This is a genomic window from Sorangium sp. So ce590, from assembly GCF_051521365.1.
GTDB lineage: Bacteria > Myxococcota_A > Polyangia > Polyangiales > Polyangiaceae > Sorangium.
The window spans coordinates 2013133-2030496 of the sequence record NZ_CP150346.1; the positions used below are offsets into that span (position 1 = coordinate 2013133).

Sequence of the window (17364 nt, forward strand, 5' to 3'; positions counted from 1 at the left end):
GCGCGGCGAACAGGGCCTCTTCGCTCTGCGGGCGGCGGGGCAGCTCGGCATGACCTCGCCCGCCGGTGTGCAGCCCGAGCCCAGCGGCCTGCTCACCCGCGATCCCGGCCCTCCCGCGCAGCGCAGTTTGCACCGATCGACCCCGCCACACCGCCTGGCCCCGCGCTTGTATCCGCCTCTCGCGCAGTCCATCGGCGGGTCGGTTCGACCCGCGAGAGAGACCGGGGGGAGTTCATGGATCGGTCGGCGGGCGCGCCCCTCTGCGGGCGCCTCTCGCTGCGCCCGCTCGCCGAGCGGCCGCGGTGCAGCATCGTCATTCCCTGTTACAACGAGGAGCGCTACATCGAGGACGTCCTTCGCTGTGCTTTGGAGCAGCGTTATCCACCCGATCTTCTCGAGATCTTCGTCGTCGACGGCGGCTCGAGCGACAGGACGCGCGAGATCGTCGCCCGCGTCGCGGCGGAGGACCCGCGGGTGACGCTCCTCCACAACGCCGCCCGGATCCAGGCCGCGGGGATGAACCTCGGTATTCGCCGATCGCGAGGCGACGTGATCGTCCGGATGGACGCGCACGCCGACTACGCCGCCGACTACGTGGCCGCGTCGGTCGCCGCGCTCCGGAGGACCGGCGCGCTCAACGCGGGCGGCGCGGCGCGGCCGCGCCACCGGAACGGCTTTCAGCGGGCGCTCTGCGCTGCGCTCTCGAGCCCCCTCGGCGTGGGCGGCTCGGCCTACCGCGACCCGTCGCGCGAGGGATTCGTCGAGTCCGTCTTCAACGGCGCCTTCCGGCGCGAGGCGTTCGAGATCGCCGGCCTCTACGACCCGGCCGCGATCACCAACGAGGACGCCGAGCTCAACCAGCGCATCATCGAGGCCGGCGGCGCGGTGTACCTGTCCCGGGAGATCGTCGCGTACTACTATCCGCGATCGTCCCTCCCGGCGCTCGCGCGGCAGTATTTCGCCTACGGCAAGGGCCGCGCCCGCACGCTGCTCCGTCGCCGGAGGCTCCTGTCGCTCCGGCCGATGCTGCCGTTCTTCCTCGTGACGGCCCTCGCGTTGCTCGCGCTCGCGTCCGCGCTCCTGCCGTCCGTCCGCCCCGCGCTCGCGCTCGCGTCGCTCGCGTATGCCGCGCTCGTCATCGCGGCGTCGCTCCGGGTCGCGCTCCGCGCCTCGCCCCGCGATTTCCCCTTGATCTGCGCCATCTTCCCCACGTTGCACGCCGCGCACGGGCTCGGGTTCTGGGCCGGCCTGCTCCGCGGCGCGCGCGACCGCGCTGGACGGCGCGCGGAAGGCCGTCTGCCCACCTCGTGACGCGCGCGATCGGCGCGGCGATCGCCGGGCGCCGCGGCGCGCGCCGCCGGGGGGCGCGTTGATTGACAGCGCTCGCTTTGGTATGGTCGCGCGGTGAGCGTGCGCGGGATGTCGTTTGCCTCGTTCTCCTCGGTCGCCGCCGGGCTCATCGAGCTGTCCCGCTGGTGCCACGAGCGCGGCTGGACGCCGGCCACGAGCGGCAATTTTTCCGCCCGGCTCAGCGAAGACACCATCGCGATCACGGCGTCCGGGCGGCCCAAGGGCGCGCTCGGCCAGTCGGACATCGTGGTCGTCAACGCGGAAGGCCGCCTGACCGGACCGTCCGCGGGCCGCCCGTCGGCCGAGACGGCGCTGCACTGCCAGCTCTACCGGCGCTCCAGCGCGATCGGCGCCGTCGCGCACACCCACTCGCGGGCCGCGACGGTGCTCTCGCGCCGGTGCGCGCACGAGGGGTACGTGACCCTCGCGGGCTACGAGGTGGCGAAGGCGCTCTCCGGGGTGGCGACGCACGACCGCGCGGTGCTCCTCCCCGTCTTCGTCAACACGCAGGACATCCAGAAGCTGGCCGAGGACGTCGAAGCGTTCATGTCGGCGCACCCGCCGGTGCACGGCTACGTCATCGCCGGCCACGGGCTCTACACGTGGGGCTCGGACATCGCCGACACGATCCAGCATATCGAGGCGCTGGAGTTCATGCTCGACTGCGCGCTTCTGGAAGGGAGGATCTCATGAGCCTGCTGCGGGTTTACCGGGAGGACGATCCCACGAGGGCCGAGGAGCACACGACGTTCGAGGACATCGTCCGCGTCGCCGCCGCGTCGCAGATCCGCTTCGAACGCTGGGCCGCCGAGCGCCCGCTGCCGCCGTCGGCGGCGCCGGAGCAGGTGCTCGAGGCGTACGCCGGCCCGGTGAAGGAGCTCTCCGAGGCGTGCGGGTTCGTGACGGCGGACGTGATCTCGGTCTCGCCGAGCACCCCGAATCACGCGGAGATCCGGCGGAAGTTCCTGGACGAGCACATCCATTCCGAGGACGAGGCGCGCTTCTTCGTCGAGGGGCGAGGGCTGTTCTGCATCCATCAGGGGGAGCGCGTGCTCTCGTTCCTCGTCGAGAAGGGCGATCTCATCAGCGTTCCGGCCGGGACGCGGCACTGGTTCGACATGGGGCCGGCGCCCTCGTTCACCTGCATCCGGTGGTTCTCGGACCCGAGGGGGTGGGTCGCCGAGCACACCGGGTCGGACATCGCGTCGCGCTTCCCGCGGCTAGCGGCGTGAGCGTGGCGGCGATCCCTGCGCGCGCGGTGCTCGTCGATATCGAGGGGACCACGACCGACGTGCGCTTCGTCCACGACACGTTGTTCCCGGTGGCGCGCCGGGATCTGGCCGCGTACGTGTCGGCCCACGCCGGGAGCCCGGAGGTCGAGGCCGCCCGGAGCGCGGTGGCGCGCGAGCGGGGCGCGGGCGAGCAGGCGGTGAGCGACGGCGAGCTCGCGGCGGCGCTGCTCGCGTGGATCGACGAGGATCGCAAGGAGACCACGCTGAAGGCGCTGCAGGGGAAGATCTGGCGCAGCGCCTACGAGTCGGGGGGGCTCCGGAGCCACGTGTACGCGGACGTGGAGCCGGCGCTGCGGCGGTGGCGGGACCTCGGGGTGACGCTCGCCGTGTTCAGCTCCGGGTCGGTCGAGGCGCAGGAGCTGCTGTTCCGGCACACGACCTCGGGGGACCTGACAGGCCTCTTCACGGCGTTCTTCGACACGACGACCGGGCCGAAGCGGGAGGCGGGCGCTTACCAGCGGATCGCGGAGGCGCTCGGGCTGCCCCCGGGCGAGGTGCTGTTCCTGTCGGACGTCGTGGCCGAGCTCGACGCGGCGGCGGCGGCAGGGGTGCGCACGGTGCAGCTGATCCGGCCGGGGACGGCGCGGGAACCGGGGAGCCGGCATCCGGTGGCGGAGCGGTTCGACGAGATTGCGGTGGAGCCGGGGTAACGGGGGGCAAGCCTGGGGGGTGGGGGCATTTGCCCAGAGAGATGTCCCATGAAGGCGGGAAGGCGGGAAGATCTTGATGATTTCCTTCCCGCCTTCCCGCCTTCCCGCCTTCATGTTCAAATGACCCCATCACCCATGCCTGCGCTGTGCGACCGCCGCGAGACGGCGCTAGCCTCCCCGTATGTCCGTCATCCTTCCGGCAGTCCGGGCGCTGCAGCCCGAGCGCGCCACCCTCGCGGACTGGCTCGCCGAGCCCGACGATCGGGGAGCAGAGCTGCTCCACGGCCGGCTCGTCTACAAGGCGGTCCCGAGCCCGGAGCACGGACGCGCGCAGCGCAAGCTGGGCGCCCTCCTGGACGCGTTCGACGGCCGGACGGGCGAGGGCGGGCGGCCGGGCGGCTGGTGGCTCTCGACCGAGGTCGACCTCGAGCTCGCCGGCGAGGGGGTGCGGCCCGATCTCGCCGGCTGGCGGCGCGACCGCGTCCCCGCGCTCCCCAAGGCAGTCCCGGGCGGCGCGGTCGCCGAGCGCCCCGACTGGGTCGCCGAGGTGCTCTCTGCCTCGACCGCCGCCCGCGATCTCGGAGACAAGCGGACCATCTACCACGCGGCCGGCGTCGGCCATTACTGGGTCCTCGATCCGGCCAATCGGATCCTGATCGTCTATCGCTGGGCGCACGAAGGCTACCTGTTCACCCTGAGCGCCGGCGCGGGCGAGCCCGTGCGCGCGGAGCCGTTCGAGGCGCTGGAGCTCCGGGTCGGGCTCCTGTTCGGCGACGAGGACGAGCCGGAGGCAGGCGCCTCCCGGCCGTGACAGCGGGCGTGCTCAGCTGACCTCGAGCCGCCCGCGGGAGCGCCGGCGACATCCATCACAGCAGTCCGGCGCCGACCCAGAGCCCAGGCTCGTACGCCACGAGCGCGTCCACGTCGCCCGACGCGAGCAAGAGGAAGTTCACCGGAGAGAGACCGACGAACAGGTGCGGCGTGATCGGGAACTGTATCCCCCACGCGAAGCGGCCGCCGAAGGCGCCGACGCTCTCGAAGTAGGGTGAGTCGAAGAAGATGCGGTGATAGCCCGGCGTGATCCCGACCGACATCTCGACATGCGAGCCGACGCCCATCACGAGCCGGAGCGGGACGCCGACCGCAATCTGGTGGACGTCGGTCGTCGAGATGCTCCGGAGCTCGACGCCGATCTCGAAGCGGCGCGTCTTGCTCGAGGGGAGGCGCGCGACGACGTCGAGATCCACGGACATCCCGTCCTTGACCGCGAAGCGACCCGGGACGAAGTAGCCGGAGATCCCGAGCGAGAGCGCCATCCGGCGCGCGTTGGCCTCCGCCTGGTGGCCTGTCGCGGGCTGCTCGGCGGCGGGCTCCGGGGGCGTCTCCGGCGAGCGCCCAGGCGGCTGTGCGGCGGCCGCAGGCGAGGGCGGGGGAGACGCGGGGTATCCGCCCGCCGGGGGCGGCGCATGCGGATAGGGCGCGGGATACCCGCCTGGCGGGGGAGGCGGGTACGGGTAGGGCGCCGGATACCCGCCTGGCGGGGGAGGCGGGTACGGGTAGGGCGCCGGATACCCGCCTGCCGGGGGCGGCGCATGCGGATAGGGCGCGAGATACCCGCCTGGCGGGGGAGGCGGGTACGGGTAGGGCGCCGGATACCCGCCTGCCGGTGGCGGCGGGTACGGATAGGGCGCCGGTGCCGGCGGTGGGGTCGGGGCAGGCGGTGCCGAGCTCGCGGCCGCGGGCTTCGCTGTCGTGGGCGACGTGGGGCGCGACGGCTGGGCCGCGGCCTCGCCCGCGGCGAGGCTCAGCGACGCGAGCGCCATCAGCGCGGGGGCCGCGGCGGCAGCGCCGCGCGCGCCGCGGGCCCGGCGCGCGCGCAGGACGGCCGCCGCGAGGCCCAGCAAGAGCGCCAGCGAGACGAGCTGGCCGGTGCTGAGCCCCCCGTACACGCCGCGCCCGGCGTCCCCGCGGAGGAGCTCGATGAAGAACCGACCGGCGGCGTAGAGCGCGAGCCAGGTCCCGAACGCCCGGCCGTCCCGGTGCCCCCGGACGAGCCAGAGGGCGGCGATCGCGCTCGCCAGCACCCCGAGCGCCGCCTCGTAGAGCTGCGTGGCGTGCACGGGCAGGCTCGGCGCTCCCAGGGGCACCCAGCCGGCCGCAGCGTGGTCCGCCGCCGCGGGGCTGCCGGCGGGAAACCGGACGCCCAGCGCGCCCGCCGTGACGCGGCCGTAGTCGCACCCCGCGAGGAAGCACCCCGTGCGCACGCTGGCGTAGGTGATCCCGAGCCCGGGCACGAGCCGGTCGAGGAACGGGAGCACGGGCGCGCCGCGGCGGAGCAGGACCACGCCGGCGACGAGCACGCCCGCGATGAGGCCTCCGTACGCGGCCCGTCCGGCATGGAGCACCGGGCCCCACGAGCCCCGCGCGAGCGCCTCGGGCGCGGCGCGCAGCGCCTCGAAGACGTAGCCGCCGAGGAGCGCGGCGACGTAGCCGCCGAGGAGCGCGCGGCCCTCGACCCCGACGTCGCCCCGGTCCCGGCGCACAAGCCAGAAGAACGCCATCGACCCGAGGAGCCCCGCGACCGCGACCATCACCGCGTAGGTCGGCGAGAGCCACGGCGGCAGGCCGTGGCGCTGCAGCCAGAGCATCACCGCCCCGCTCACGCCCGCCTCCGGATGCGCAGCAGCATGTAGCCCGCGGGCATGAGCAGCCAGAACGCGGCGCCCAGGGGCCCGGGCGCGCCCGGGCGATCTCCTTGCAGGTCGCGCCGGCCGGCGCTCAGGCGGCAGGTCGTCGACGGATCACCGTCCTTGGCGTTCCTGCAGTCCTGGTTGCAATCGCTGCAGTTCTGGTTGCAATCGCTGCAGTTCTGGTTGCAATCGCTGCAGTTCTGGTTGCAGCCGGCGACGTCCTCGTTGCAGCCCGAGCAGCCGCCGCCGCAGCTGCCGCAGTCGCTGGAGCCGGTCGAGCCGCTCGGCGCGCTGGTCGGGATGCCGGACGGCGCGGTCGGCTTGCCGTACTGGAGACAGCGGTCGAGCACGCCCATGCAGCCCGCGTCCGCGGCGAAGGCGAGCGCGCCGTCGCGGCCCGCGATCGGCAGCGCGGCGCACGCGCCGCTGCCCGCGGAGAGGACGCACTCCTTCACCCCCTCGATGCTCATCAGCGCGAGCACGCAGAGCGCCTCGGCGTTCAGCGCGTCGGCGTTGACCCACGCGCACTCCGCCTGCGCGTCGGCGAACTGCGGATCGGTGCGCTCGTGCTCGCAGGACCCGGCCAGGGCGCAGGTGCACACGTCCCGCACGCCGGCGGCGCACTCGGCGATCGAGCCGGGGAGGTGATACGGGTTGGCGCGCACCGACTTCGGCTCGATCCGGGGGAGCTCGGGCAGCGCGACGGCGCCGCCCGGGGGGCCGGAGGGCGGGGGCGCGTCCGAGGGCGAGAGGGCGCTCAGCGCGACAAGCCACGCGGCGTTGACGTACACCGCGCGATCCTGGGCGACCACGCCCGCCGGCAGCCCGGTGACGCGGATGAGGTCGCGCGCGCCCGCGCGCCGCGCGAGATCCGCCACGATCGCGCCGGCCCGGCCGTCGAGCGCCGCGTCCTCGAGCCCCGCGGTCTCCGGCGACGCCGGCTGCCCCGCGAGGACGGGCCGGGCGAGCGGCCCCTCGGACCCGCGCTCCGCCGCGAGGGAGCGGAGCACGAACCCCTCCGTGGACGGCTCGAGCGCGCCGAGGACGATCGCGTCCTCCCCGAGCTCCTCCCGCGCCGCGTCCGCGCTGCGGACCAGCGCCGGGACGCTCGCGATCTCGGCGCCGGGGATGGCCGTTTCCTCTTCCTGCGCGCGGTGCGCCTCCTCCAGCCGCACCGCGACGTCGTGGAGGGCCTCCTCGGGCAAGGCCGCCAGGACCTCCGGCGCGGCGCTCAGCGCGTCGCGCAGCGGCAGGCCCTCGTAAGGCGGCGTCTCGGCGCTGCACGCGCCGAGCGCGGAGATCGCGAGCAGCACAGCGGTACGGCGGATCGCGCTCTCGATGACGATGTTCGTTCGCATGCCCCCCAGCTCTCGCCTCCTGCGAGCCCGCGGAGCCTGACGGGAGTCGCCGTCCTTGCTGCGCGAGCGGGCGCGTCGCCGGTGAAGACACCGTCTCGAGGAGACCAGCAGAGACTGCCAGAACGAGAGGCGCTGGCCAAGGCCCATGCGGCGAGCGGAGAGGCGCGATGTCGCGAAGGCGAGAGGCCTTACGGCGGACGTCATCCGACATCAGGGGCGCTCGCCAGCGGGGTGAGACAGGGGTGCGCGCGCTCGGCCTTCTCTCCAGGTCAGAGCCGCCTTTCGGAGCTCCTCGGCCGCCGCGACGTGAGCACGACGAGGATCTCCACCCACGTGCTGAAACGCGGCGGCCTGACCGTCTGTAGCCCCCTCGACGGCCCCTTCGGTCCAGGGGTGTGAACGGACCGGGATGTGTCCGGCAACCTCACGATGAGGCGACCGCGCCGTGTCACTCAGGCGCGACGCGGCACGGCGCCTCCGGCTGCGCGTCCGCCGCGCCCCTTCCAGGCGCCCCCGGCCCCCAGGAAAGACGGCGGTTGTCGCCGGTGTTCGGCGGATCTGTCCTATGGCGCTGGACAGCATCTGGGCCTTGCGGCGCAGCGCCGATCCGTGAGATTTTCCGTGAGGGGAGGTCACAAACGGTGACGATCCAGACAGACCTGGTCCGGCGGCCTCGGTTGACCAGTCGACTGATGGTCAGGCCGCTCTAAACATATCGGGGTTACCATGGATAGATGCATCAGGTGTGACGGAGAGCTAGAGAAAGGCTTCATGCTCGACCGAGGTTCCGGCGACATCACCAGTCAAGCCGAATGGGCGAGCGGCGCTCCCAATACCTCACTTTGGCGGTTCTCTGCCGTTCAATCCGGCAACAAGGCGCTACCTGTGGTCACTTACCGTTGTAAGAGTTGCGGTCGTCTTGAGTCGTTCGCACATGCCGCGGCCTAACAATTCATTCAAGCCGACGCCGCTTCGCGGCGCGCCTTGATTCAGGCGTTGGGCAGACGGGCGTCAGCGCTCTGCTGATCACGATCCAAGCCACGGAATCGAACATGGCGTACTGGATCAACACGTACCACCCCCTCACCGCGCCCGGCTCGATCTCATGGCTCAGGAGATCGACAAATTCTACGGATCACGATGGCCGGCTACAGGGCTTGCGACGCAGCGCGGATCCGTGAGATTTTTCCGTGGGGGAGGGCACAAGAAGGCGACGATCTAGACAGACCTGCTCCGGCGGCTTCGGTTGACCAACCGACTGATAGTTGGGCGTAGTAGGTGACGAGAACGCTAAGAGGCCGAAAACGTGGCACCTTGGAGTGCGCACCCTGAGCATCGCGCCTCGGCTTCCGCCCTGATCGCAACCGGCGCCGGTGATGCCTGGGGAGGCGACGCTCTCGATGGCTCGAAGTAGCACGGAGGACAATCGAACGCTTGACAAGCTGCGCGGCTCTAGGCTTGGCTCTTGCCCGGAGGAGAGCAGACCCGATGGGACGCCGAACAGGTTTTCTCGGAACGCTCGCGCGGGAGATGGAGAAGTCAGCCAATCGAGCCGCCGCCGATGGCCGACGCCAGACGAGGCGTACCGAGGCTATGCAGAGCCGCGCCATCGAGCGGGAGATGGTTCGCTACGAGCGCGAGCAGGACCGGTCTCGCGTCCGCGCGGAGCGCGAGGCCGAGCGTCGTCGGATCGCCGCCGAGCGCGATGGCGCGGTACAACGGAAGCAGGAAGCAAAGGACGCACAGATTAGGGCCTGGCGGTTGGAGTACGAGGAGCACCAGGAACGCGAGCAGGACATTGATCGCATCGCCAACGACGCGCCGGAGGTGGAAGATCGCGATCGGCTCTACGCCGATCTCGCGGAGCGTCGAAATTATGAACCGCACGCATTCGTGGCGCCGACCCCGCCAAACAGCGAGGCGAAGGCGCGGAAATTGCGCAAGCAGGCCGACCACGAGGTGGAGGTGGCGCTAGCCTCCTTTCGTCCGGAAACGCGCGGAGTCCGGCAAGCGCAGGTACTCCTTGGGATTATTGGTATCGGCGGGGTCTGTCTGTCATTCGTGCAGGGCGTCGACGGGTCGTCGATTCCTACTTACGCACTCCTCGTCGGAATCGCCGGCGTGGTCGTGACGCAGTTCGTGGCGGTGAGGCAAGCGAAGCAGCAGCACGATGCACTCCAGAAGACGGTGGAGCAAGATGCGCGTGACCGACTGCAAGAAGCGCTCGACGCGCTCGCGCGCGAAGACGTGGCGCGAGCGCAGACGGTGCTCGCGACGGCGCGCGCAGCGCATGAAGCGGAGATCGAGGCGGCACGCACGGAGTTCAAACGGGAAGAGGATGAGCGCTTGCACGCGCTGCGCGAGCTCAAGGAAGGGAAGGTGACCCGCATGCGCGAAGCGCTGGAAGCCACCCTGCCGCTCGATCTACCTGCGCCCTGCAACGTAAGCTTCGACGTGCATTCTTCGACTGTAATTTCGCTTAGCCTCGATGTTCCAGAGCCAAGCGTCGTGCCGACGACGGAGGCGAAGCTCCTTGCCAGCGGGAAGGTCAGCTATAAGGAGAAGAGCGAGAAGCGAATCCGCGAGCAGTACATGCGGCTGGTTACCGGCCTGGCGCTTCGTCACGCCTCCGAAGCGATGTTGAACCTTCCCACATGTCAGACTGTTGAGCTGAGCGCGTTTCGTATCGCGCTGGATCCATCGATCGGGAGACCGACGCGACAAAGCATACTAGAGACGCGCTTCGATTATCCCACCCTCGCGCCGATAACCATGGACGGCATTGATCCCGTGTTGGCACTGAAGCACTTCGTGCATCGGATCAACGTTGGCCGAGATCGCGATCTGCAGGCGCTCGACGCGAGCGGAGCCTGACGAGCTGCCGTCGCGTGTCTCCCGTCCGGTACAGGCGTAGATCAGAACAAGAGTCGCAGCGCTGATGGCCACACGCCCAACAAGCCGCTGCTGGCGACGGCGCTGCGCGCCGCAGACCGGCGAGCCGTTGGGCAGGTGTCCGGTAATCAGAGGGCATCCCTGAAGAAAGCCGCTGCGGGCATGGGGTGCTCTCGAGCTCCCGACACCGCAGACCGGTTGCTCTTGAGCGCCGGACGGCCACGAACCCGCACGAGCACGAGCTCGTGCGCTCACGGCCGGGGCCGGCCGCGATGGCGCCAATGAGCCGCTTCGTTGCGCTCGATCTTCGAGGGTGTACAGTTAGACGTATGCCCCGCATGCAGGTCTACCTCCCCGACGATTTGTATGAGCTTGTGAAGGCGCGTGGTCTTCCGGCCTCGGAGCTGCTGCAAAAGGCGGTGCGGGCTGAGCTGCGTCGGCTTGATCTGCTCGCCGAGACAGACCGCTACGTGGCGGAGCTGGTGGCGGAGGTCGGGCCGCCTGCCGCAGGCGAGCGCGCTCGCGCTGGCGCCGTCGCGCGACGGGTTGCGCGAAAGCCCACCCGCCAGGTGGGCTGACCGGCGTGTTGCTTCTCGATTCGGGCGGAGTTACCCGTCTGGCCGAGCGATCCCGGCAGGCAGCGGCGCTGATCCTGGTGCTTCGCGAGCAGGACCTGTGGCCGCCCTTTGTCCCCTCCGTCGTGCTCGTGGAGTGCTTGCAAGGGCATCCTGGTCGTGACGCCCTGGCGAACAGCTTTCTCAAGACGTGCGACATCGTGGAGGAGATCTTCGAGCCGCTGGCGCGGCGGGCTGCGCTGCTCCGGAGGCGAGCCCGTCGAGGCTCCGCGGTCGATGCGCTCGTCGTCGCGCTCGCGGAGCCAGGCGGAACCGTACGCACCTCGGATCTCGGAGATCTCTCCGCGCTCGCCCAGCATCCGCGTGGCGTCAGGGTGGAGAAGGTCTGAAATCATCGTGAACAGCAGACTGCTCAACAAACCGCTGCTGCCGACGGCGCTGCGCACCGCGGCAGACCGGCAAATCGTTGGGTGGGCGAAGGCGTTTCGATGGCGTGTGGAAGGCGAAAAGATGCTGGAACAGCTGCCGAGTTTGCAAATCGCACCACCGGTGTCCATTGGAAGTGCTGTCGCGTACGACGCTGATCGCGCCTGGGTATGTCGCTTCGATGTACGAGGTAAACCTTACGTAACTCGGCTCGCCACAGCGGACGGTGCGGTTGGATGGCTTTCGTTGCACGATGACCGCTCGCGCGCAACAAGCTCAAGCCCAGCTCGCTCGTCCTCCGCTGCTCCCGATCGGGCAAAGGGGAGCAGTCGGGGGCGGCAATCCCGGGCGCAGACCCTACGGCGAGAAGCGCATCGTCTCGGCAGCGAAGCCGTCGCTGCCTCGGTTCGCCTTGTCGCGCGTCTCGTCGAGCACATCCGCGATGCCACCCGGGCCCCCTGGGCCGATCTCGAACGTGACGCGATCCAGGGTGAGCTGCTCGTCGTCGGCATAGGCGATGCCGATCGAGGGCCCGCCGGCGCCCCCGCCGCCGTAGCCGCCCTTGCCGCCTCCGCCGCCGTAGCCGCCTCGGCAGGCGTATTCGCCCCCCAATTCCGGCGCCTGCCCCGGCGGGCCTCCTTGCACACCCTGCCCGCCGAACTGGCCTCGACCCCCCTGGCCTCCACCGCCGCCCGTGCCCGTGATGACGCGCGTTTCCCGCAGCGTCAGCTTGCTGCCGGCATGGGCGAAGATCGCGATGCTCGCGCCGCCCGCGCCGCCGCCGCGGCCGCCCGCGCCGCCGCAGCCGCCGCCGCCGCCCGAGCCGCCCGATCCTCCTCCCAGCGCCGCGTTGCCGCAGGCGCTCCGGCCGCCCGGCGCGCCGCCGCCCCCGCCGCCCCCCTGGCCAGGCGCTCCCGTGCCGCCCTGGCTGCCAGGCACGCCTTCCCACCCGGCCTCGGTGAGGCGTCCACCCTGGCCGGCTACGCCGGGCCCGCCCGGCACGCCGTCTCCCCCACGGCGGCCGTCCTCGCACCGGGCGCCGTCTTTCGCGCCGGCGCCGCCCAGGCCTACGTCCCTGGAGTTCGGGGCCGGCAGTGGCTTGCCGTCCTCGGCATCGCCACCGCGGTCCGGGGTCCCGTCGCCCCCTTTGCCGCCTGTCGACACCAGGTCGCCGCACACGGTCGTCACGGCGGGCGCGCCGGCCACGGTCGCTCCCGAGCAAGCGTCCCTGCCGATCGCTCCGATCTCCCCGTACGCTGGCTGCGGATCAACGTAGACCGCATCCTCGCCGTGCTTGCCTCCTCCTCCCCTGTCCGCCTGGATCACGCTTCGAAGCACCTCCACGTTCGCGCCCGGCTGGAGCCTCATCGCGATGGAAGAGCGATCCGGCTGCAATCTGCGCTCGTGCTGCACGTGCATGTCCACGATCGTCGATATGCCGTCGGTGGCCCCCTCGCCGTCGTCCTGCGCTGCCACCACGGTGATCGGGGGACCCCCCTCGTTTGGTGAATAGAGGATCGCCGGCTTGTTGGTCACCCCTTCCGTGTAGTGTCTCCATCTCGACCAGCAAGCGAACCCGCCCCACAGATCGATGCCGGAGCGCAACGTGATGCCCTCGGCGTAAGAGTCGGTGCAGGCGAACACCCGCCCGCGAGCACGCGGTGCGAGCGCGACCGCACGGGCGAGCGTCTTCACCGGTTTCTCCATCGTGCCGGGATTGCTGTCGTCTCCAAACGACCGGCTCGCGAACACCCCGCACCCGGCCTGCACGCGCAGCGCGGCGAGCCCCTCGAGACACTCCTCCTCCGAGGCCGCGGGCTCTGGGTCGCAGGTGCCCCCCTCCGCGCACGGTGGGCCGAACGGCTCCGCTCCGCACCCCAGGGCGGCCGGAGAGGACAGCAGCACGATCCATGCAGCGGCTGTGATCTTCATGATCCTCTCTCCCTGATCATTCCCGTGCGAACGGCCTCATTGGGGCGGCACAATCAGCTCGGGGAACTCCCAGAGGACGGCGGTCTGGCCGTTCTCCGCTCTGGCGTTATCGTCGTTCGGATCGCCTCCGACTCCGCCGGCACCAGAGGCTCCCCAGGCCCAGTCGGCGCTCTCCGTGAGGTGAACACTGCTGTCCACGAGCGCGATGGTGATGGATACGCCCCCGAGCCCTCCGCCGCCATGGCCGCCTTTGCCTCCGGCGCCACCCCAACCCCCGTCGCATGCAAAGTAGGCCGCGGGGGCGATAGCTCCACGGGGGCCCGCTGGCCCGCCCCAGCCACCCTCTTGCCCCCGCCCCCCGTTGCCGCCGCGACCCCCATCGCCGGTGATCATAGCGGTCCTGTCCACCAGGACGTGAGCATGCAGCGCGATGATCCCGAAGCTGCCGCCTCCGTAGCCACCGCCTTGGCCACCGCGCCCTCCGCAGCCGCCGGCCCCGCCCGAGCCGCCGGACGGTCCGCCTTGCGGATCCACTGGGCGGCACTGCCCGTTCGTTCCGACGCCGCCCCCACCGCCGCCCCCTTGGCCGATCCGTCCGTTCTGGCCGTCCTGTCCCGAGAACCCCTGCCAGCCGCGCGCGCTGATGCTTCCGTACTTGAGCCGGTCCTCCACTCCCTTCCCGGCACCGACCCCGTTCGCGCCGGGCTCGCCATCGTCGCCCCACTCGCCGGGCGTACAGGTCATCGCCCCGCCTTTTCCCCCTTCACCATCGTCCACCGAGCCAGACCCCGGTGTCACGCCAGGCGCCGGTGCACCTGGCTCGCCGTCGCCGCCCGCAGCGACGTCGCCGTCGCCGCCCGCGCCGCCGATGGACCTCGTGCCGTCCTCGCACACGGTCACCGCCGGCGGAGCGCCCTCGGTCCAGCCCGCCCGGCACCCATCCCCCCCCTTTTGGCCACCCACCCCATCCGGCGCCCGCCACGGCGTGTCCTGGGGAGCGCTCTCCCCGTCCGCCCCATCCGCGCCGTTCCCCGTCAGGATCTCGCTCGACACCACCTCCACCGCGGCGCCCTCGCGCACGATCATCCCGATGGATGACCCGCTCGGCCGGGTCGCGTCCGCCGCCACGAGCCGCACGCCGAACACCGCCGACGTCATGCTCGCCTGGCGCGCCTCCACGGTGAGCGGCACCCGCTCCGGCGCCGGCGCGATCTCGGTGAAGCTCTCCTCGCCGCCCCAGGTCCACGCCTCGGCGGCGCAGTCCCGCCCGCCCCAGATCGCGACCCCCGACGGCAGCACGACCGCCTCCGCGAAATCCTCCGCGCAGGCGTACACCCGCCGCGTCCCCCCGGGCTCCGCGGCCTTCTCCACCGCGCGCCGCAGCGTCCTGACGGGCGCCTCCCTCGTCCCGTCGCTTGCGTCGTCGCCGCGCCGCGCGACGAACACCCCGCACCCGTCCTTCGCCGGGCTCGTCGCGGGATCGCCGTCGCACGGTGACGCCGGCAGCACGGGCGGCGTCTCGCCGGGGAGCGGCTCGCAGCTGTAGGTCGCCGCGCAGTCCGCGGCATAGGAACACCCGGCGCCCCCCGCGGCGCTCCCGCAACAGAGCGCGATCACTGCGACCGAACGCAGCGCTCCTCGACCTCGCGTCCCGCGCATCCCCATCGCCCCGCTTCGCCTCACCAGACGCCCTGAAGAACGAGCCCGGCCTGCGTTCCCGCCGCGCTCGGGACCACCTGGACGACCTCACGGGCCGGCGTGTCGCCCAGGAGCCATCCCTCCGCGAGGAACGACGCCGCCGTCGCGACCCCGAACACGGCCCCCGTCGCCAGCGCCACATTGCCGAGCGTGGCGAACAGATCCCGCTCGGCCACCTCCTTGCGGATCTCCGTGCACGCCGAGGGTGCGTTCGGCCACCAGCAGGTCGTCGACGTCCAGCCTCGCCGGCGGCGCACCACGTCCCGCTCGGCCAGGTTGCCGTCGAGCACATCGGCCCGTAGCAGGAGCACCGCGCCCGCCCCCAGCGCGGCCGTCGCCAGCGCCGCGCCCCCGATCCGCAGCTCCGTCACGGGGACCGCCGACCGCGCCGCCGGCCGCGCCGCCGGATCCGCCGCCCGCGCCGGGCCGCCGCCGGCCGCCTGCGGCGCGCCGCGCTCCGGCGCGCGGCGCAGCTTCAGCGTCAGCGAGCTGTCCTTGCCTGCCTGCCCCTCGAACGCGCCCAGCGCCTCGGCGTGGCCATCCAGCCGCGCCCGCACGGTGTGGTGCCCCGGCTCCAGGAACAGCTCGTAGGTCGGCGCCGGGCGACCCAGCGTCTTTCCATCGACGAGGACCTCGGCGTCCGGTGGATTCACACCCAGGTAGAACGTCACCACCCGGCGCTCGGCCTTCTTCAATCCCTCTTCGGCCCGCTCCGCCAGCCCGCTGCGGAGCGCGTCACGGTGCCTCAAGCTCTGCGCCAGGTGCTCGGCCGCGTCTCGATACCTGCCCAGCGCGAGCTCGCACAGCCCGAGCTCCGCGGCGATCTCGGCGCGCTCCGCGTCGGTCGTCCACGCCGCGTCGGCCGCCTTCAGCGAAAGCTCGTACGCCGCCGCGGCCTCGACCCACCGCCCCGCATCGCGCGCCTGCCGAGCACGGCGCAGCGAGCTCGCCAGGGTCGATGTTTCGCGCGGACCCGAGACCGCATGCGGCTCGCTTGCGCTCGCCACGCCCTCCACCACCGCGACGACTCCCATGAAGACGCACGGCAAGAAGGAGCAGAGCGCGTGACGCACGTCACCCTGAATACTCTTTCGCGCGGGCCCCTGTCAACGCGCCGTTTCCCGGAACCGCCGGGAATTCTCGTTCACGACCGCGTTCAGGACGGCCAGAATCGTCACCGGATCGATGAACGAAAGAGAATTGGAGCATCGATGAAGGAATGTCTTTGTGTCTTGGTTCCACCAGGGGGCTCAGGAGGGCGGAATGAGGAATGCCGCCATGGCGTCGCCAAGCAACGGAGCAGCTCCCCCGGCGGGCAGCGCTGCGATCCGAGGGGAGGAACCCTCGCCGGCCCCGTGTTCCCCCTCTTCGCGAACGCGTACGGTGGCGCCGTCTGTCCCACCTTCTTCCGGGGGCTCGGTCGATTGTTGAACCTTCGGACCGGGCCCGGATCGTCTGCTGGATCGTGGACCGAGCAACGCCGACCTGCCCTCTACCCGCCCGCGTGAGATCGCTCGTTACTTACGTCGGGGTGCCCTCGCGGGACATCGACGACGTCATGCAGGACGCGATGGTGCGCCTCTGGGAGAGGCGAGAGCAGGCCCGATCGGCCAGGAATCCGAGCGCCTTTTGCGACAGTGTCGTCCTGAACACGGCTCGAGATCACCGCCGGGGAGCGCACAGACGCGAGGAGGCGCTCACGGGCTTTGACGAGACGGCGCTCCGCGATGAGCGTCCGAGCCCCGAGGAGCACGCCATCGCGCGCCAGGAGGCGGCGCTGGTGCGGCAGCTCATCGAGCAGATCGGCGAGCGGCACCGCGGGGTCTTCATCGCGTGCGAGCTCCTGGAGCGGCCGATCGCCGACGTCGCCCGAGAGCAGGAGATCCCGCTGGAGACCGCGCGAAGTCGCCTGCGCCGGGCCTGGGAGGAGTTCGAAGAGGCGGCGGCCCGGTGGGAAGCGAGGCACCGAGACCGCGGCGCTCGCCGGCTGCGCGCGGTCCTGTTCCCACCCTGGCTCTTCGCGCGGCGCCGGCAGCGGCGAGACGGCCCCACGCGCTCGATGGCGGACGGGATGGTCATCGCCTTTGCGGCGGCGCTCGCCGTGCTGGTCACGAGCCACGCCGAGCCGGCCGGGCCCGTCCAGAGCTCCAGGGCTGCTTTGGTCTCGACCGCGATCGCGCCGCCGGGCGCGCAGGCCGCGAGCGACCCTGCGGAGGCCACGTCCACGCCCGCCCGCTCGACGCACGGAGCGCCGGTCAAGGCCTCTCTCGCCCCCGCCGCGCCGGCAGGCCGGCCAGCGAGGCAGCGCCCGGCGGGCGGATCCCGCGAACGGGATCTGGTCGCCCGCGCGCGGACAGCCGTGGAGGCCGGTGACATCGTGTCGCTCGTCGAGGCGCGACGCCTGCTGGAGGAGCACGGACGGAGGTTCCCGCGCGGGCGCCTGGCCGCGGAGCGCGAAGCGCTGCTCGACCGGCTCAGGTGAAGGCCGCGCGGTAGGCCAC

At 71.7% G+C, this 17364-nt stretch carries 14 protein-coding genes; 9 read left to right on the plus strand and 5 right to left on the minus strand.

Annotated features, from left to right (window positions below; all coding sequences use genetic code 11):
• Nucleotides 1-234: 234 nt before the first annotated feature.
• From WMF28_RS07540 to WMF28_RS07560, 5 genes are all read left to right on the plus strand, one after another.
• On the plus strand, nt 235-1311 hold the full coding sequence (locus tag WMF28_RS07540) for a glycosyltransferase family 2 protein (protein WP_437601420.1): 1077 nt from the start codon (nt 235-237) through the stop codon (nt 1309-1311).
• Between the two features lie 93 nt (nt 1312-1404).
• On the plus strand, nt 1405-2043 hold the full coding sequence (locus tag WMF28_RS07545) for a methylthioribulose 1-phosphate dehydratase (protein ID WP_437601422.1): 639 nt from the start codon (nt 1405-1407) through the stop codon (nt 2041-2043).
• On the plus strand, nt 2040-2582 hold the full coding sequence (locus WMF28_RS07550; protein WP_437601423.1) for a 1,2-dihydroxy-3-keto-5-methylthiopentene dioxygenase: 543 nt from the start codon (nt 2040-2042) through the stop codon (nt 2580-2582). The genes WMF28_RS07545 and WMF28_RS07550 overlap by 4 nt, the downstream gene beginning before the upstream one ends.
• Before the next feature lie 2 nt (nt 2583-2584).
• Entirely contained in the window at nt 2585-3292 is a 708-nt protein-coding gene (gene mtnC, locus WMF28_RS07555; protein ID WP_437601424.1) for an acireductone synthase, read from the plus strand.
• Nucleotides 3293-3473: 181 nt separating this feature from the next.
• Nucleotides 3474-4103 (plus strand): Uma2 family endonuclease, encoded by a 630-nt coding sequence (locus WMF28_RS07560; RefSeq protein ID WP_437601425.1) that lies wholly within the window; start codon nt 3474-3476, stop codon nt 4101-4103.
• Between the two features lie 55 nt (nt 4104-4158).
• On the opposite strand, the gene WMF28_RS07565 is transcribed toward WMF28_RS07560, so the two are convergent.
• Together WMF28_RS07565 and WMF28_RS07570 are read right to left on the minus strand one after the other, a co-directional pair.
• A complete protein-coding gene (locus WMF28_RS07565; RefSeq protein ID WP_437601426.1) occupies nt 4159-5955 on the minus strand; it encodes a prolipoprotein diacylglyceryl transferase in 1797 nt (598 codons plus the stop codon).
• The gene (locus tag WMF28_RS07570) at nt 5952-7340 is read right to left on the minus strand and encodes a hypothetical protein (RefSeq protein WP_437601427.1); all 1389 of its coding nucleotides are present in this window, start codon (nt 7338-7340) and stop codon (nt 5952-5954) included. Before WMF28_RS07570 ends, WMF28_RS07565 begins: the two co-directional genes overlap by 4 nt.
• Before the next feature lie 1488 nt (nt 7341-8828).
• Here WMF28_RS07570 and WMF28_RS07575 point away from each other — a divergent pair.
• The 3 genes from WMF28_RS07575 to WMF28_RS07585 all read left to right on the plus strand — a co-directional run bounded on the left by WMF28_RS07575 (nt 8829) and on the right by WMF28_RS07585 (nt 11196).
• Nucleotides 8829-10214 (plus strand): hypothetical protein, encoded by a 1386-nt coding sequence (locus tag WMF28_RS07575; protein WP_437601428.1) that lies wholly within the window; start codon nt 8829-8831, stop codon nt 10212-10214.
• A gap of 356 nt (nt 10215-10570) precedes the next feature.
• A complete protein-coding gene (locus tag WMF28_RS07580) occupies nt 10571-10810 on the plus strand; it encodes a hypothetical protein (protein ID WP_437488117.1) in 240 nt (79 codons plus the stop codon).
• 5 nt (nt 10811-10815) lie between these two features.
• Nucleotides 10816-11196, plus strand: a complete 381-nt coding sequence (locus WMF28_RS07585) for a hypothetical protein (protein WP_437601429.1) — start codon at nt 10816-10818, stop codon at nt 11194-11196.
• 394 nt (nt 11197-11590) lie between these two features.
• Here WMF28_RS07585 and WMF28_RS07590 read toward each other — a convergent pair whose 3' ends face one another.
• The 3 genes from WMF28_RS07590 to WMF28_RS07600 all read right to left on the minus strand — a co-directional run bounded on the left by WMF28_RS07590 (nt 11591) and on the right by WMF28_RS07600 (nt 15936).
• On the minus strand, nt 11591-13165 hold the full coding sequence (locus WMF28_RS07590; RefSeq protein WP_437601430.1) for a hypothetical protein: 1575 nt from the start codon (nt 13163-13165) through the stop codon (nt 11591-11593).
• A gap of 36 nt (nt 13166-13201) precedes the next feature.
• On the minus strand, nt 13202-14782 hold the full coding sequence (locus tag WMF28_RS07595) for a hypothetical protein (protein ID WP_437601431.1): 1581 nt from the start codon (nt 14780-14782) through the stop codon (nt 13202-13204).
• A gap of 62 nt (nt 14783-14844) precedes the next feature.
• Nucleotides 14845-15936, minus strand: a complete 1092-nt coding sequence (locus tag WMF28_RS07600) for a PEGA domain-containing protein (protein ID WP_437601432.1) — start codon at nt 15934-15936, stop codon at nt 14845-14847.
• 431 nt (nt 15937-16367) lie between these two features.
• Here WMF28_RS07600 and WMF28_RS07605 point away from each other — a divergent pair, with 431 nt between their 5' ends.
• Nucleotides 16368-17345 carry an RNA polymerase sigma factor gene (locus WMF28_RS07605; RefSeq protein WP_437601433.1) on the plus strand — a complete coding sequence of 326 codons (978 nt, stop codon included), beginning with the start codon at nt 16368-16370 and terminating at the stop codon, nt 17343-17345.
• Nucleotides 17346-17364: the final 19 nt, after the last annotated feature.

Excerpts from the sequence above, each read along its gene's own strand:
- WMF28_RS07540 (WP_437601420.1), top strand. The coding sequence starts at position 235 with ATGGATCGGTCGGCGGGCGCGCCCCTCTGCGGGCGCCTCTCGCTGCGC.
- WMF28_RS07550 (WP_437601423.1), top strand. The coding sequence starts at position 2,040 with ATGAGCCTGCTGCGGGTTTACCGGGAGGACGATCCCACGAGGGCCGAG.
- WMF28_RS07560 (WP_437601425.1), top strand. The coding sequence starts at position 3,474 with ATGTCCGTCATCCTTCCGGCAGTCCGGGCGCTGCAGCCCGAGCGCGCC.
- WMF28_RS07570 (WP_437601427.1), bottom strand. The coding sequence starts at position 7,340 with ATGCGAACGAACATCGTCATCGAGAGCGCGATCCGCCGTACCGCTGTG.
- WMF28_RS07575 (WP_437601428.1), top strand. The coding sequence starts at position 8,829 with ATGGGACGCCGAACAGGTTTTCTCGGAACGCTCGCGCGGGAGATGGAG.
- WMF28_RS07580 (WP_437488117.1), top strand. The coding sequence starts at position 10,571 with ATGCAGGTCTACCTCCCCGACGATTTGTATGAGCTTGTGAAGGCGCGT.
- WMF28_RS07590 (WP_437601430.1), bottom strand. The coding sequence starts at position 13,165 with ATGAAGATCACAGCCGCTGCATGGATCGTGCTGCTGTCCTCTCCGGCC.